Source organism: Streptomyces lonarensis (assembly GCF_012033735.1).
Classification (GTDB): domain Bacteria; phylum Actinomycetota; class Actinomycetes; order Streptomycetales; family Streptomycetaceae; genus Streptomyces; species Streptomyces lonarensis.
This window is the reverse complement of the sequence record NZ_JAAVJD010000043.1, coordinates 1-15,351: the sequence shown is the minus strand read 5'-3', so window position 1 is coordinate 15,351 and position 15,351 is coordinate 1. Positions and strand designations below refer to the sequence as shown.

Annotated in this window: 14 protein-coding genes and 2 pseudogenes; 12 read left to right on the top strand and 4 right to left on the bottom strand. The window is 74.4% G+C overall.

Annotated features, from left to right (window positions below; all coding sequences use genetic code 11):
* Window positions 1-43: 43 nt before the first annotated feature.
* Window positions 44-835 (top strand): annotated as a pseudogene (locus HCN56_RS08525) (transposase).
* 45 nt (window positions 836-880) lie between these two features.
* Window positions 881-1,081, top strand: a pseudogene (locus HCN56_RS27505) (IS5/IS1182 family transposase); the annotation flags it as partial.
* A gap of 357 nt (window positions 1,082-1,438) precedes the next feature.
* On the opposite strand, the gene HCN56_RS08520 reads toward HCN56_RS27505, so the two are convergent.
* Window positions 1,439-1,648 (bottom strand): DUF397 domain-containing protein, encoded by a 210-nt coding sequence (locus tag HCN56_RS08520; RefSeq protein WP_167968903.1) that lies wholly within the window; start codon window positions 1,646-1,648, stop codon window positions 1,439-1,441.
* The gene (locus tag HCN56_RS08515) at window positions 1,648-2,487 is read right to left on the bottom strand and encodes a helix-turn-helix domain-containing protein (RefSeq protein WP_167968902.1); all 840 of its coding nucleotides are present in this window, start codon (window positions 2,485-2,487) and stop codon (window positions 1,648-1,650) included. The genes HCN56_RS08520 and HCN56_RS08515 overlap by 1 nt, the downstream gene beginning before the upstream one ends.
* 647 nt (window positions 2,488-3,134) lie before the next feature.
* Here HCN56_RS08515 and HCN56_RS08510 point away from each other — a divergent pair.
* The 7 genes from HCN56_RS08510 (at window position 3,135) to HCN56_RS08480 (ending at window position 8,710) form a co-directional block, all read left to right on the top strand.
* A complete protein-coding gene (locus HCN56_RS08510) occupies window positions 3,135-3,353 on the top strand; it encodes a DUF7848 domain-containing protein (protein ID WP_167968891.1) in 219 nt (72 codons plus the stop codon).
* On the top strand, window positions 3,350-3,775 hold the full coding sequence (locus HCN56_RS08505) for a hypothetical protein (protein ID WP_167968890.1): 426 nt from the start codon (window positions 3,350-3,352) through the stop codon (window positions 3,773-3,775). Before HCN56_RS08510 ends, HCN56_RS08505 begins: the two co-directional genes overlap by 4 nt.
* Window positions 3,759-4,028 (top strand): hypothetical protein, encoded by a 270-nt coding sequence (locus HCN56_RS08500; protein WP_167968889.1) that lies wholly within the window; start codon window positions 3,759-3,761, stop codon window positions 4,026-4,028. Before HCN56_RS08505 ends, HCN56_RS08500 begins: the two co-directional genes overlap by 17 nt.
* Window positions 4,029-4,448: 420 nt before the next feature.
* Window positions 4,449-5,216: a (5-formylfuran-3-yl)methyl phosphate synthase gene (locus HCN56_RS08495; protein ID WP_167968901.1), complete on the top strand. Its 768-nt coding sequence runs from the start codon at window positions 4,449-4,451 to the stop codon at window positions 5,214-5,216.
* Window positions 5,213-6,622 (top strand): aldehyde dehydrogenase family protein, encoded by a 1,410-nt coding sequence (locus HCN56_RS08490; protein ID WP_167968888.1) that lies wholly within the window; start codon window positions 5,213-5,215, stop codon window positions 6,620-6,622. The genes HCN56_RS08495 and HCN56_RS08490 overlap by 4 nt, the downstream gene beginning before the upstream one ends.
* Window positions 6,623-7,735 (top strand): NAD(P)-dependent alcohol dehydrogenase, encoded by a 1,113-nt coding sequence (locus HCN56_RS08485; RefSeq protein WP_167968887.1) that lies wholly within the window; start codon window positions 6,623-6,625, stop codon window positions 7,733-7,735.
* A gap of 69 nt (window positions 7,736-7,804) precedes the next feature.
* Window positions 7,805-8,710, top strand: a complete 906-nt coding sequence (locus tag HCN56_RS08480) for a class I SAM-dependent methyltransferase (protein WP_167968886.1) — start codon at window positions 7,805-7,807, stop codon at window positions 8,708-8,710.
* A 72-nt stretch (window positions 8,711-8,782) separates the two neighbouring features.
* Here HCN56_RS08480 and HCN56_RS08475 read toward each other — a convergent pair whose 3' ends face one another.
* The gene (locus HCN56_RS08475) at window positions 8,783-10,117 is read right to left on the bottom strand and encodes an MFS transporter (protein WP_167968885.1); all 1,335 of its coding nucleotides are present in this window, start codon (window positions 10,115-10,117) and stop codon (window positions 8,783-8,785) included.
* Window positions 10,118-10,354: 237 nt separating this feature from the next.
* Here HCN56_RS08475 and HCN56_RS08470 point away from each other — a divergent pair, with 237 nt between their 5' ends.
* On the top strand, window positions 10,355-11,602 hold the full coding sequence (locus HCN56_RS08470) for an ROK family protein (RefSeq protein ID WP_376770856.1): 1,248 nt from the start codon (window positions 10,355-10,357) through the stop codon (window positions 11,600-11,602).
* Between the two features lie 45 nt (window positions 11,603-11,647).
* On the opposite strand, the gene HCN56_RS08465 is transcribed toward HCN56_RS08470, so the two are convergent.
* Window positions 11,648-13,360, bottom strand: a complete 1,713-nt coding sequence (locus tag HCN56_RS08465) for a bifunctional 3'-5' exonuclease/DNA polymerase (protein WP_167968883.1) — start codon at window positions 13,358-13,360, stop codon at window positions 11,648-11,650.
* Window positions 13,361-13,490: 130 nt separating this feature from the next.
* Between HCN56_RS08465 and cds1 the strand changes: the two genes are divergently transcribed.
* Window positions 13,491-14,618 carry an L-cysteine desulfhydrase Cds1 gene (gene cds1 / locus HCN56_RS08460; RefSeq protein WP_312871132.1) on the top strand — a complete coding sequence of 376 codons (1,128 nt, stop codon included), beginning with the start codon at window positions 13,491-13,493 and terminating at the stop codon, window positions 14,616-14,618.
* Between the two features lie 116 nt (window positions 14,619-14,734).
* On the top strand, window positions 14,735-15,351 hold a 617-nt coding region (locus HCN56_RS27220; protein WP_209312504.1), incomplete at its 3' end, for a phosphatase PAP2 family protein.

Below are 15,351 nucleotides of genomic sequence, written 5' to 3'. Positions count from 1 at the left end.
GGTCTGTCCCGTAAGTGCAGGTCAGCAGTGAGATGATCTTGCGGTGGCTGGTGTGATCACGGCGTCGGAGCCGCCCTGGATAGCCCCGTTCGCTGGGCTGAGCCCGCGGTAGTTCGGGAAGCTGGTCACCGCGCTGCGGCGCGATGGGGCGGCCCCGGTGCGCGCGGGCCGGCCGTGGAGCCGGCCGTTGGAGGACCGGGTGTTGCTGGTCGCCGCCTACTGTCGGGCCAACCTCACCCTGCGGCAGCTCGCCCCGTTGTTCGGCATTTCCAAGTCCGCCGCCGATCGCATCGTCGACCGCCTCGGACCGGCCCTGGTCCTGCAGCCGCGCAAACAGTTCCGCAAGGACTCCGTGCTCATTGTCGACGGCACTCTGGCGCCCACCCGCGACCACACCGTCGCCGAGCAGTCGAAGAACTACCGCTACGCCACCAACCACCAGCGCTACGCAACCAACCACCAGGCAGTCATCGATGCCGATACCCGGCTGGTCGTCGCCGTCGGCCGGCCGCTACCCGGCAACCGCAACGACTGCAAGGCCTGGGAACTGTCCGGCGCCAGGGCCGCCGTCGGCCGCGCCACCGTCATCGCCGACGGCGGCTATCGCGGCACCGGCCTGCTCATCCCGCACCGCCGTGACCCCGGCCAGACCGAACTGCCCGCCTGGAAAGAGGAGCACAACGCCTCGCACCGCCAGGTACGCGCCCGCGCCGAGCGCACCTTCGCCCGCATGAAGACCTGGAAGATCCTCCGCGACTGCTACCTGAAAGGCGACGGCGTCCACCACGCCATGCTCGGCATCGCCCGCCTACAGAACCTCACCCTCACCGGCTGACCGGCGCACAAACCAGGTCAGCCAGCACGCTCGACATCATTTACGGGACAACCTTTAGCCACCGGGTTCGTTATCGGCACCACGGCCGCCCAGCGCTACGCCTCCGAGGCTGTCGACCTCCCGGTCGCTCTCGCCCCCACGCTGGCCGAGGCCGCCCGTAACGCCTCCACGAAGACCTTCGCGCTGCTTGACGGCGCACTCCGGCCGATCGAGCGTATCGCCGTGGGCCGATCATTCTGCTCGGGCTGTGAGGATGATGGCGTGTCGTTTTGACCGTGGCCTGACCCGATTCTGCCTGGCTGCTCGTTCCTTCATTGGGGCGGCGGATGTCATGGAACGAGACTCCTCTCCGCGCGTGCGGGGGTATTCTCGAGTCAGCGAGCGAGGGGCGGGGTCTGCTCCTCCCCGCGCATGCGGGAGCGTTCCCGTTGCTTCCGTAGTGGGTTCCCCCGAAGAGCTTGTTCCCCGGGCGTGCGGGACCTCGGGAGGTGTACCTGTTGCTCGGTGGTGACGGGCGCCAACTCCGCTCCTTGGAAGCGGCGGCCGGGGCGTGGCGAAGCCCCATCGCCGCGTAGCGCGATGGGGCTCCTAGGGCGCTTGCGTTCAGCTGTGAAGCGAACCCGACTTGGCGCCTGCAACGAACGTGGCGAACGCGCCGGCTGGGACGTTCAGAACCGGGCCGGCAGGGGTCTTGGAGTCACGGACGGGGACCACGCCGCGCGAGGCTGCGAGGTTCGTGGCGACCTCGATGCACTGGCCGCCGCCGCCGCTGTAGGAGGAGGTGAACCACCGAGGAGACTCGGTCCTGGTCATCATGGGGTGCCCTTTCGTGCCTCTCGGATCATGGCTTTGGATGCCGCTGGGGACAGCGCTTCGCCCTGAAGCTGATGGTATGCCTTGAGCAGCGGAAGTACGTAAGTGTTATCGCGCTCAAGATGCCCTCGCATCTGTGACTCTGCGTAAGCAAATGCCGACATGTCTCGCAGGGTAAGCAGTGCAAGGGAATGGTTGAACGGTCGTAGCTCACCCATCGAGAACGGGGCGATCTGGAGCACGGCATTGGGAAGTTCGGCGAACTCCACCAACCAGTCGAGCTGGCTGCCCATGACCTCCGGTCCTCCGACTGTTCTGCGGATGCAGCTCTCGTCAAGGACCACCAACATCATGGGAGGGCGATCCCGTTGGAGAGCTGACTGGCGTCCCGCCAGGAACGAGAGCCGTTCTGCGGCTTGCTCGGCGGTGATGGCGCCCCGCTGGAGGTGGCCGTTCTCGATGACCTGGGCGTACTCCGATGTCTGGAGCAACCCCGGGATCACGCCTACCTCGTACAGCCTGATCTCTACGGCCCGCCCTTCGTGGTCTACGTACTCCGGGAAGCCTTGCAGCAGTACGCCGTGCTCAATCTTCCCCCACTCGCGTTTGAAGGACTCTGACGCGCCTTCGAGCCCCATCGCCGCATCGACGGCCGCCGAGAATCGACGGGTTGGGGGCTTCCGGCCAGTTTCCACCCCTGAAACGTGTCGTCCGGTGTACCCGATCAGTGCTGCCAGATCGTCCTGCTTCCATCCCCGCGCCTCCCGCTCACTGCGCAAACGAGCACCGTACGCGGCTTCCGGGCTCGCTTCGGGGTTGAGTTCCTTCCGGTTTACCAAGGTGTCCTCCGTCGGTGCCACGTTGATGGGCGCCTGACTGTAAGCCACGCTGACTCTGCTTGGTAGTGGTTTCGCTACGGAGAGGAGTAGCTGTGCGTGCTGGGCTTCCGCCCGCTGGCTGTTGCCACCCGCTGGTGAGGCGGGTTCGGCTGATGTCGGCTGAACGCGTGGTCGAAGGGCCCCTTACGGCTGAGGAGTTGCGCAGCGCGTTGACCTCCGTTGTCATAGCGCTGTCGGTGGTCGCCACGCCCCGCGCACGGCTCTCGGCGAGGCCCGGCTCGGTGCGTCTGCTGGCTGTGGGCCGGTTGCTCCCCGGGACCACGCCCCGTTCCACCGAACCGTTGCGGGTGGCTTCGCCGGCGGGGTGTGGCGATGGGTGAGTGCTCTACATGCCGTAGACTCCGCGAAGCACTGCGGCAGCTCCAACAAGGCGGTGCCATCACCGTGCTGCGTGAGGCGCGGGCGTCCCGGCGGGCGCCCGAGCGCATCGGGCAGGCGATCGGTGACGGGGACGAGGGCGGGTCCGAGACGCCTTCCGTCTCCGCGCAGGCGGACGACGTATCGCCGGAAGCGCTGCCTGACCTTCTCGCTCGGTCATCGGAGTTGCGTCGGTTGGTCGATGCGCACTTGAAGGAGTTGAGGCGGCGGTGAGTGGTGGGTATCGGTTCGCGCGGCTGGTTCTTGTGCGGGCCCGTGGTCCGTTGGTCTTCCGGGCGCAGTGCGAGGTCTGTGCGGAGATGGGTCCGCAGGCGGTGACGGGGGATGCGGCCATGATGTGGGCCGTTCTTCACCTGGACGACCATCCGGGCCACGACCGGTTCCGTGAGCTCAGCTCCACGCCGTACCGGGCGGAGTCCCGCTCGTGAGCGCCGGGCGGTATGTGGACGGCTACCACTGCGAGGTGGTTGCGCGGTCGCCGGATGCGGCGGGGGAGTGGTACCTGGCGACCACCTGGGCCGACACCCCCGACGAAGCCCTTGGCTGGCTCCACCAGCAGGCCACTCGGCTCGCGGATGTGCTCGATGCCGCCGAGGACGACCACGCAGCGGAACAGTGCCGGTACGCGGCCCCGGTCGCCACGGTCTTCCGGGAGTGGGTGGCCGATACGGAGTTCCATGCGGTGCAGTGCGCCGCCCTGGCCGGCGGCCAGCCGATCAGTGCGAACGCCCGTGGCCCGGACCGGGTCTGCGGTTCCGCCGACGTCGAAGTCCTCTACTCGCTGGCCGCTCGGCCTATCCTCCGTCCCGTCCTCGCCCCTTTCGGGAGCAGCCGTGTCGATCGTCGATGACCCGCGCGCCGCAGCGGTGTCCTGCCCCGCCGTTGAGATACGTGCCGGCGACTTCATGACGCTGGGCGGCTCGTGCCTACGCGTCACCGCCGCGGCCCACCGGTTCGGCACCACCTGGCTGGAGCTCGACCGCAGTGTGCAGCTGCGCCTGCCGTCGGACCGCGACGTGACGGTGATCCGGCCCGTCCGACCCGCCCGCCGTGCCCGACCTGTGCGGTCCCCGCAGCCGCTGCGCGCCTCCTGGTTGCGCTGACCCCAAGCCCCGCCCCTGTCGGGAGGACCAGCGGTTCTCCTCCTTCCCGCCATGGCCCCGGCAGGGGCGGCACAGCCCTCCTCGGACGCGGGAGCACCCGCGTCACGATCCAGGTACGTGGTGGTCGCCACCGTCGACGCGGCCCAGCGAGGAGTCAATCCCGCAGGCGGGGAGAGAGCCCGCACCGCCCGGGCCAGCGGTTCCCGACCGCGTGCTCGGGCCGTCCCGGAGGTCGGAGCGCCTCCCCGCCGCACCGGCGTGTGCGCCGTGCGCCGGGTGGGCCCGCTTGCGCTCCTCGGACGACCGCACGCCCTACCGGCGGTCGGGGGCGCCGTCAATGATGAGCGGCACCGCACGAGAACCAGGTGACCCGCACGCCCCTGCCCTGCTCGGGGACGCGTGCGCCGGAAGGAGCTCATGGTGTTGCTGCTCATCTCCCCGGACGGCCTCGACGAGGCCCTCGACTGCGCGAAGGCCGCCGACCACCTCGACATCGTCGACGTGAAGAAGCCCGACGAGGGTTCGCTCGGCGCCAACTTCCCGTGGGTGATCCGGGAGATCCGCGACGCCGTCCCGGCCGACAAGCCGGTCTCCGCGACGGTGGGGGACGTGCCGTACAAGCCCGGCACCGTCGCCCAGGCCGCGCTCGGCGCCGTCGTCTCCGGCGCGACGTACATCAAGGTCGGGCTGTACGGCTGCACCACTCCCGAGCAGGGCATCGACGTGATGCGCGCCGTGGTCCGGGCGGTCAAGGACCACCGCCCCGACGCCCTCGTCGTGGCCTCGGGCTACGCCGACGCCCACCGCGTCGGCTGCGTCAACCCGCTGGCGCTGCCCGACATCGCGGCGCGCTCCGGCGCCGACGCCGCCATGCTGGACACCGCCATCAAGGACGGCACCCGGCTGTTCGACCACCTCTCGGAGGACGCCTGCGCCGAGTTCGTCCGGCTCTCCCACGCCGCCGGGCTGCTCGCCGCGCTCGCCGGCAGTGTCAAGGCGGTCGACCTCGGCGCGCTGACCCGCATGGGCACCGACATCGTCGGCGTGCGGGGCGCCGTCTGCGAGGGCGGGGACCGCAACGCCGGTCGGATCAAACCGGAACTGGTGGCCGCCTTCCGGGCCGAGATGGACCGGCAGTCCCGGGAGGCCGCCGTCGGCGTCCCCGCGGCCTCCTCGCCCGCGGCGTGACGACCTCCGCCACGTCCGGCGGAGCGGCGACCGCGCGCGGCGGCGCGCGGTTCGCCGTGTCCGACCCGGCCACCGGCGAACCCTTCGACGAGGCGCCCGACCAGTCCGCCGACGCGCTGGACGCGGTCGTGGCCAGAGCCAGCCGGGCCTGGCCCGGCTGGCGGTCGGCCCCGGCCGCCCGGGAGACGGCGCTGCGCGCCGCCGCCGACGCGGTCGAGGCCGCCGCCGGCGACCTCGCCCCTCTCCTCACCCGCGAGCAGGGCAAACCCCTGGCGGAGTCGCGGGCCGAGGTCGCCCGCACCGCCGCGCGGCTGCGCTGGTTCGCCGGCCTGACGCCCCGGACGCGGGTGGTCGACGACGGGCGGCCCGTCCACAGCGAGGTCCGCTGGCGCTCCCTCGGCCCGGTCGCCGCGATCGTGCCGTGGAACTTCCCGCTGCAACTCGCCGCCGCCAAGGTGGCGCCCGCGCTCGCCGCGGGCAACACCGTCGTCCTCAAACCCTCGCCCCACACTCCGCTCGCCACCCGGCTGCTGGTCGCGACCCTCGCGGCCGTGCTCCCGGAGGACGTGCTGACCGTCGTCACCGGACGCGAACCCCTGGGGGCGCGGCTCGCCGCCCACCCGGGGATCGCCCACGTCACCTTCACCGGTTCGGTGCCCACCGGCCGTGCCGTCGCCGGAGCCGCGGCGACCACACTGGCCCGGGTGACGCTGGAACTCGGCGGCAACGACGCCGCCGTCCTCCTCGACGACGTGGAGGTGGACCGGATCGCCGACCGGCTGTTCTGGGCCGCCTTCCGCAACTGCGGCCAGGTCTGCATGGCGGTGAAACGCGTCTACGTCCCCGCCCGCCGCCACGCCGAGGTCGTCGAGGCGCTCGCCGAGCGCGCCCGGAGCACCGCCGTCGGCCCCGGCCTCGACCCGGCCAGCCGGATCGGGCCGCTCAACAACGCCGCCCAGCGCGACCGGGTGGCGGAGCTCACCGCCCGCGCGCTGGCGGACGGTGCCCGCGCGGCGGCCGGCGGCCGAAGCCCGGACCGCCCCGGCTGGTTCTTCGCACCCACCGTCCTCACCGACGTGCCGCCCGACAGCCCCGTCGTGACCGAGGAGCAGTTCGGCCCCGTGCTGCCCGTCCTGGCGTACCGCTCGCTCGACGAGGCGGTGGCGGCAGCCAACTCCACCGGGTACGGCCTCGGCGGCTCCGTCTGGGGCACCGACGCCGACCGCGCCGCGGCCGTGGCGGAACGGCTCGACTGCGGCACCGCCTGGGTCAACCACCACGCCGAACTCTCCCTCGCCCAGCCCTTCGCCGGGACCAAGGACAGCGGCGTCGGCGTCGCCGGCGGCCCCTGGGGGCTGTACGGCAACCTCCGCCCGTTCGTCGTCCACCGCCCCACGGAGGCGTGAGTGCAGTTCACCGCCGCCGTGCTGCGCGGACCCGACACGCCCTTCACGATCGAGGACGTCACGCTGGCCGACGAGCCGGGTCCGGGCGAGGTCCTCGTCCGGATCGCGGGCGGCGGACTGTGCCGGACCGACCTCGCGGTCCGCCGCTCCGACGGCCGCAGCCCGCTGCCCGCCGTCCTCGGACACGAGGGCTCCGGCGTGGTCGAGCGCAGCGGCGGCGGCACCGACCTGGCCGCCGGGGACCACGTGGTGCTGAGCTTCGACTCCTGCGGGAGTTGCCCGCACTGCCGCGGCGCCGCCCCCGCCTACTGCGAGAGCTTTGCCGCGCTCAACCTCTTCGGCGGCCGGGAGTCCGCGCCCCGGCTCACCGACACCGCCGGGGCGGCGCTCGCACCGCGCTGGTTCGGGCAGTCGTCCTTCGCCGCGTACGCCCTCGTCGAGGCCCGCAACGCGGTGCGGGTCGACCGCTCCCTGCCGCTGGAGCTGCTCGGGCCGCTCGGGTGCGGCTTCCTCACCGGCGCCGGCGCCGTCCTCCACACCTTCGCCGCCGGACCCGGCGACACCCTCGTCGTCCTGGGCGTGGGAGCGGTCGGCCTCGCAGCCGTGATGGCCGCCGGCGCCGCCGGGATCACCACCGTCGCCGTCGACCGGCACCCGCAACGGCTCGCCCTCGCCGAGCGGTTCGGCGCGCTCCCGCTCCCGCTCCCGGCCGACGCGGCGGGCGGCGGCGGGCTGTCCGAGCGCATCCGCCGCCTCACCGACGGCGGCGCCCGCTACGCGCTCGACACCACCGCCTCGCCCGCGCTGATCAACGACACGCTGCGCGCGCTGCGGCCCACCGGCACCCTCGGCCTCGTGGCGCGGCTCCACACCCCTCTCGCCCTCGAACCGGGCACCCTCGACCGGGGCCGCTCGCTGCGCCACATCTGCGAGGGCGACGCGGTGCCCGCGCTGCTGATCCCCCGGCTGCTCCGGCTGTGGCAGGCCGGCCGCTTCCCCTTCGACCAGCTGATCCGCACCTACCCGCTGGCCGACATCAACCGGGCCGAACGCGACTGCGACGAGGGCCGCGTCGTCAAGCCCGTCCTGATCCCCGCCGCCCCGCGCGGCTGACCGCGCGCCGGCAGCGGCGCCGCCGCCCCTCGGGCGGCCACCCCACCCCGAACCGTCAACGGAGGAACCATGGTCGGCACGGCGAGCGAGCACACCGGAACCGAGGGGGTGGACGGCGGCGTCGGCGTGACCGCGCTGCTGGTCGCCGCCGCGCGCGCCATCGAGACCCACCGCCACGACAGCCTGGCGCAGGACCCGTTCGCGGAGCACTTCGTGCACGCCGCGCCCGGCTGCGCGGGATGGCCGGTCCGCGTCGAGCAGGCCGACGGCGGCGACGCCAACCCGCTGTGGGGCAGGTTCGCCCGCTACTTCGGGCTGCGGACCCGCGTCCTCGACGACTTCGTCCAGGGCGCCCTGGGCACCGGGGCGCGCCAGGTGGTGCTGCTGGGCGCCGGCCTCGACACCCGGGCCTTCCGCCTCGACCGGCCCACCGACAGCGTGGTCTACGAGGTCGACCGCGCCGGCGTCCTCGCCTTCAAGGAACAGGTCCTGGACGAGCTGGCCGCCGTCCCCCGCGGCGGACGCGTCGCCGTCCCCGTCGACCTGCGCGACGACTGGGTGTCCGCCCTCACCGGCGCCGGTTTCGACTCCGCAGCGCCGAGCATCTGGCTCGCCGAGGGGCTGCTGTTCTACCTCCCCCCGGAGGCGGAGACCTACCTCGTCGAGACCGTGGACCGGCTCACCGCCGACGGCAGCGCCCTGGCGTTCGAGATGAAGGTCGAGAAGGACCTGCTGGCCTACCGCGACAGCCCCATCTACACCGCCACCCACGCCCAGATCGGCATCGACCTGCTCTCCCTCTTCGACCACGCGCCGCGCCCGGACTCCGTCGGCGCGCTCACGGCCCGGAACTGGTCCGCCCGGGTGCACACCCCGTTCGAGTTCACCCAGCGGCACGGCCGGGGGCCGCTGCCGGAGCCGAACGACGCGCTGGAGGGCAACCGCTGGGTGCTCGCCACCAAGGACGGCCGCTGACGCCGGGCGATCCCGTACCGGGCGGGTGGGGCGGCCCCGGCCCCTCACCCGCCGTGCGGCCCCCTCACCCGCTCAGCCGCTCTGCGGCGCCCGCGACGACCGGCGGACCAGGAACGCGACGAACACCGTCCCGAGGCAGAGGGCGGCCGCGCTCACCCCGAGCGACCACCGCATCCCGGCCGCCGCGCCCAGCACACCCACGGTCAGCCCGCTGCCGACCCGCAATCCGTTGGCGGACATGCCGTACAGGCCGAGGACGCGCCCCCGCGCGCCGTCGGGCGCCCGCAACTGCACGATCGTCTGCGCGATCGACGACGACGCCAGGTTGGCCACCCCTCCCGCCAGCAGCAGGACCAGCGCCAGCGGGAACGAGCGGGTCAGGGCGAACCCCAGGACGCTCGCCCCGTACAGCGCGGTGCTCGCCACCGCCGCCCGAGGGCTGGGCCGGACCCGGCCGGTGGCCTCCAGCAGCACACCGCCGACCACGCCGCCCACCCCGCTCGCGAACAGCAGCATGCCGTAGGCCAGCCCCGCGTCCGACAGACCGAAGTCGTCGACGAAGACCGGCATCACCGCCCCCAGCGACGAGCCCACGAACAGGGACGCCAGCCCGGCCAGCGCGATCATGCTGACCAGCGTCCGGTCGCCGCGCACCTCGCGCAGCACCCGCAGCGACTCCACCAGCCCCACACGCGGCCGGCCGCCACCGCCCCGGGTGTGCCCGGTGAACCGGGTCCGCAGCAGGAACAGCGTCAGCGGCAGGTAGAACAGCACGTTGACGAAGATCCCGGCGGTCGGGCCCAGCCCGATCAGCAGCACCGAACCGACCACCGGCCCGCACAGCACCCCGAGGTTGCGGAACGTCGCGTTCAGCCGCACCGCGCTGGGCAGTTCCCGCGGCCCGACGAAGTCGTACAGCAGCAGCTGCTCGCCGGGGGTCCACAGCGACCCGGCGACGCCGTGCAGCACCAGCAGCACGCACGCCGCCCACATGGTCAGGCTGTCGGTGAGGAACAGCACACCCCACGCCGCGGAGACCGCCATGAAGAGCAGTTGCGCCGCCTGGACGACACGGCGGCAGTCGAACCGGTCGGCAAGACCGCCGAACCAGACCGACAGCAGCAGGAACGGCAGCCAGTGGCTGATGACCTGGAACCCCGTCAGCGCCGGCGACTCGAAGACCTGCCACAGCACCCAGTAGGTGATGACGTGCTCCACGTTGTCCGCCATCATCGCCAGGCCCGTGCCGAAAAGGTACGGCCGGCAGTGCGGATTGCGCAGCGCCGCGAACCGGCGGGGCGCCGCGCCGTCGTCGTCACCGCCCGCCGCGGCCCGCGGACGCGGTACCGGCGCGGGGTCGGAGTGCGACGGCGGGAGGTGCGCGGGGACCCCGCAGGAGGAACACATGGCCCGGCCTCTCCCTGCTCCGGCCGCCGGGCGGCGGGGCACCGGACCGTCGCGGACGAGGGCAAGCCTCGCCCGGCCGCCCAGCGCTGTCAACGCACCGCCTCCTGGCGGTGGCCCGCCACCGGGCGGGGGAGCGCGGCAACCGGGCACTCCGGCCCGGCCGTTGTCCCACTGCCGGTGCCGGGCGCTGCTCGGGCGCTGCTCGACGGCGGTGTGCGGCTGCCCGCGGCTCCCCGGATTTGTTTCACGGCTGCACAAAGTGAGAATGGAGGGGTGACCCCGACACGAATCAAGCTCGACCGCGGCCGCGGCGCCCTCGGCCCCGCCCTGGAACTGGTCCACACCGGGCGGGCCCCCACCCGCGCCGTCCTCACCACCGAGCTCGGCGTCACCCGGGCGACCGCGGGCGCCGTCGCCACCGAGCTCCAGGCACTCGGCCTGATCACGGTCGACCCCCGCCCCCACGCCGCCTCCGGCGCGCAGGGCCGGCCCTCGCACCGCCTGGACATCGCCGCCGACGGGCCCGTCGTGCTCGCCGCGCAGGTCCACGCCGACGGCTACCGGGTCGCGCTCGTCGGCCTCGGCGGCCGCATCGTCGCCACCGCGCCCGCCTGCATGACGGTCGACGCCGACCCCGCCCGCATCATCGGCGACGCCGTCGCCGCCGGCGCGGAACTCCTCCGCACGACCGGCCGCCGCTGCCTGGGCGCCGGACTGGCCGTCCCCTCGGCCGTGGCCGAGCCCGAGGGCACCGCGCTCAACCCGCTGCACGTCGCCTGGCCCGCGGGCGCCCCGGTCCACGACATCTTCCGCGACTGCCTCACCGAGGCGGGCGTCGGCGTCCCCGGCCGCTGCGGCAACGACGTCAACCTCGCCGCACTCGCCGAGCACCGCCACGGCGCCGGTCAGGGATCGCACCACCTGCTCTGCGTGGCCACCGGCCACCGCGGCGTCGGCGGCGCCCTCGTCCTCGACGGCCGCCTCCACACCGGCAGCGCCGGACTCGCCCTGGAGGTCGGCCACCTGATCGTCGATCCCGCCGGCCGCGCCTGCCACTGCGGTGCCCGCGGCTGCCTCGACGTCGAGACCGACCCCCTCGCCCTGCTGGAGACCGCGGGCGTCACCCCCGACCCCGCCCGGTCGCCGCTGGACCAGGCACGCGCCCTGCTCGCCGGCGACCACCCCGAAGCGGCCGCCGTCACCGAGGCGGTGGCGCAGCTGGTCGACCGGCTGGGCCAGGGCCTCGCGGCCATGGTCAACGTCCTCAACCCCGACCGCATCATCCTCGGCGGGCTCCACCAGAGCCTGCTCGCCGCCGCCCCCGACCGCCTGCGGTCGGTCGTCGCGGACCGCAGCCTGTGGGGGCGCAGCGGCAGCGTGCCGATCCTGCCGTGCTCACTCGGCCACAACAGCCTCGTCGGCGCCGCCGAGTTGGCTTGGCAGCCCGTCCTCGACGACCCGGCCACCGCGCTGTCCGCTCCCTGACCGCCCCGGCCGGGGGCCGGGGCTGGACCGTACTCGCGCCGCTGCTCAGCCCTTGGCGTCCGCGTAGCTCTCCACCACCGCGACGGTGAACGGGAACCGCACGGGGGAGGGCCCGAACGCCAGCCGCCCCGCCGCCTCCCCGGCGGCCCGCACCGCCTCCGACACCGCGTCCGCCTGCTCCGCCGGACAGTGCACGATCACCTCGTCGTGCTGGAAGAACACCAGCTCGGCGGGGGTGCCCGCCAGCGAGCGGCGCAGCGCGGCGAGCATCAGCAGCGCCCACTCCGCCGCGCTGCCCTGCACCACGAAGTTCCGCGTGAACCGGCCGCGGGCCCGCGCCGCGGCACCCCGGCCCGCCGGCGCCTCCCCGCTCTCCGGGAACGCGTCCGCTGACCCCGCGTCCCCCGCACCCGCGTCCGCCGGCGGGCAGGTCCGACCCAGATGGGTGCGGACCAGCCTGCCCCGTTCGCCCGCCTCCGCCGCGTCGTCCACGTACCGCACCGCCAGCGGGTACCGGGCGCGCAGCTCCGCGAGATGCCGCAGTCCCTCACCCGAGGTCTGGCCGTACACCGCGCCGAGCACCGCCAGCTTGGCCCGCTCGCGGTCCCCGGCGAACAACCGCCGCGACAGGGCCGCGTACAGGTCGCCGTCCTGCCCCGCCACCTCCGCCAGCGCCGGATCGCCCGACACGGCGGCCAGCACGCGCGGCTCCAACTGTGCCGCGTCCGCCACCACCAGCCGCCACCCCGGGTCCGCCCGCACCGCCCGCCGCACCACGCGCGGGATCTGCAGCGCGCCGCCGCCGTTGGTCGTCCACCGCCCCGACGCCGCACCCCCGGGCACGTACCGCGCCCGGAAACGGCCCTCGTGCACCCAGCTCCGCAGCCAGGCGCGGCCGTGCGCGGTGTGCACCCGGTACAGCCGCTTGTACTCCAGCAGCGGCGCCACCGCCGGGTGGTCGAGCTGCCGCAGCTCCCAGGAGCGCGTGGACCGGACCGGGAACCCGGCCTTGCGGAACGCCGCCAGCACCTGCGCAGGCAGGTCCGGCCGCACCCGGAACCCGAACGCCGCCGACACCTCGGCCGCCAGCTCCGTCAACCTGCGCGGCTCCAGGCCGCCGGGCGGCGCGGGGCCGAGCAGCTCGTCCAGCAGCGCGAGGTGGACGTCGGCCCGCCAGGGCAGCCCCGCCGCGTCCATCTCCGCAGCCACCAGCATGCCCGCCGACTCGGCGGCCAGCAGCAGCGTCAGCCGACCCGGGTGCCGCGTGGCGGCGGTGCGGCGCAACTGGCCGCCGTAGACCTCCAGCAGCGCGCCCAGCGGGTCCGTCCCCGGCGGCAGCCCCGGCCGCCCCGCGCCCCCGAACAGCCCCGCGCCCTCGAACAGCGACGGCTGCCCCTCACCCGGCGCCGCCGCGGGCCGATCGGCCGGCACCGGCAGCCCCCGCAGCCGGGCGAACGCGGCCGGCAGCCCCCGCGGCTCCCCGAAGGCACCCTCGTGGCCGAGGAGCACCGCCTCGGCCGCCTCCACGTCGTGGCACCGCGCCACGTGCACCCCGGTCGCCGGGGGCGCCACCTCCGCCGTGGAGCGCCACACCCAGCGCGTCGCGGGCGGTGCCGCCCGCAGCGCGCCCGCCACGTCGGGCGCCGTGCGGGGCTCCGCCGCAGCCGCCCCTTCCCGCGTCAGCGGGCAGTACCGGGCCGAGCCGTCGTCCGCCACCGCCACCGCCCACCGGTCCGCCGGCCCGCCGTCCCTGGTCATGGGGCGAGTCTGCCTCCCACCACCGACACTCCACCGCGGACCCACCGGGGTCGCGCCCCGGCGCGTCCCCGCACCCGGGGTCCGCCCCACCGCGCGCCGCTCCCCGCCGCGCATTGCATACGATCGACGCGTGAGCACCGAGCACCCGCAGCCGACGGCAGAGCCCACCCTCGACCTGGACCGCAGCGACCCGGCCTACCGCTCCTGGCTGAAGGACGCCGTCCGCAAGGTGCAGGCCGACGCCAACCGCAGCGCCGACACCCACCTGCTGCGCTTCCCGCTGCCCGAGCAGTGGGGCATCGACCTCTACCTGAAGGACGAGTCGACCCACCCCACCGGCAGCCTCAAGCACCGGCTGGCCCGCTCGCTCTTCCTCTACGCGCTCTGCAACGGCTGGGTCCGACCCGGACGCCCCGTCATCGAGGCGTCGTCCGGTTCGACCGCCGTCTCCGAGGCGTACTTCGCGCGGCTGATCGGGGTGCCGTTCGTCGCGGTCATGCCCGCCGGGACCAGCACCGAGAAGACCCGGCTGATCGAACTGCACGGCGGGACCTGCCACCTCGTCGACGACCCCCGCACCGTCTACGACGTCTCCGCCCGGCTCGCCGCCGAGACCGGCGGCCACTACATGGACCAGTTCACCTATGCCGAGCGCGCCACCGACTGGCGCGGCAACAACAACATCGCGGAGTCGATCTACCAGCAGATGCGGCTGGAGCGGTACCCGGAGCCGACGTGGATCGTCGCCACCGCCGGCACCGGCGGCACCTCCGCCACCGTCGCGCGCTACGTCCGGTACATGCAGTACGACACCCGGGTCTGCGTGCCCGACCCCGAGAACTCCTGCTTCTTCGACGGCTGGGCCGCCGCCGACCCCACCGCGACCAGCGACCGCAGCTCCCGCATCGAGGGCATCGGCCGCCCCCGGATGGAACCCAGCTTCCTGCCGCACGCCATCGACCGGATGATGCGCGTCCCCGACGCCGCCAGCATCGCCGCCGTCCGCACCCTGGAGGAGCGCTGCGGCCACCGCGCGGGCGGCTCCACCGGAACCGGGCTGTGGGCGGCCTGGAAGCTGGTCGCCGAGATGCTCGCCGACGGGCAGCGCGGCTCCGTGGTCTCCCTGCTCTGCGACCCGGGCGACCGCTACCTGGAGAAGTACTACTCCGACACCTGGCTCGCCGAGCAGGGCCTGGACATCGCGCCCCACCGGCGCGCCGCCGACGCCTTCCTCGCCACGGGGCGGTGGCAGGGCTGAGCACTCCCTCGCGCCGCCCACCGCGTCGCCGGTACGGCACCGGGGGGCCGCCGTCACCGCCACCGGGCGCGGCGGTGCGCACCCCCGGGCCGCCGCGCTCCGCGGTGCCCGCGGCGGTGACCGCCGCCGTCGCCGCCGCGGCGCTGGCACTGCTCACCGTCCTCGTCGTCCGAGCGGGCGGCCCGTTCGCCGTGGACCGCGCCGCCCTGGAATGGGCCATCGGCCACCGGCCCGACGCCGCGCGGTTGTTCGCCACCGCCGTCACCCACACCGGCAGCGGCCCGGTGCCCTACGCCATGGTGCTGGCCGCCGGCTGCTGGGCCGGCCGGCCCACCCCGCGACCGCTGCTGTGGGCGGCCGGCTTCCTCGCGGCGCTGCTCACCGGCCAGCTGCTGCGGTTCCTGCTCATGGCCGCCGTCGCCCGGCCGCGGCCGCCGGAGGCGGAATGGGCGCTGCACGCCTCCCACCACGCCTTCCCCTCGGGGCACACCGCGACCGCGGCCACCGCCGCCGGACTGGTCGTCGCCGCGCTGTTGATCCGCGCCGGCGGCCGGACCGGCGCCGTGACCGCGGCGGCGGCGTGCCTCGCCCTCTGGGCGACGGCCGTCGGCGTCAGCCGGGTGCACCTCGGCGTCCACTGGGCCACCGACGTCGACGAGGGGGCGGCGATCATCGACATCGGCGGGGTCAAGGCGGGGCCCGGCGAGGAGGTGGACGCCGCCGAGGAGATCCG

Bases quoted from the DNA above. Each gene is read 5' to 3' on its own strand.
- HCN56_RS08520 (WP_167968903.1), bottom strand. From the start codon at position 1,648: ATGACCAGGACCGAGTCTCCTCGGTGGTTCACCTCCTCCTACAGCGGC.
- HCN56_RS08465 (WP_167968883.1), bottom strand. From the start codon at position 13,360: ATGACCAGGGACGGCGGGCCGGCGGACCGGTGGGCGGTGGCGGTGGCG.
- HCN56_RS08480 (WP_167968886.1), top strand. From the start codon at position 7,805: ATGGTCGGCACGGCGAGCGAGCACACCGGAACCGAGGGGGTGGACGGC.
- HCN56_RS08475 (WP_167968885.1), bottom strand. From the start codon at position 10,117: ATGTGTTCCTCCTGCGGGGTCCCCGCGCACCTCCCGCCGTCGCACTCC.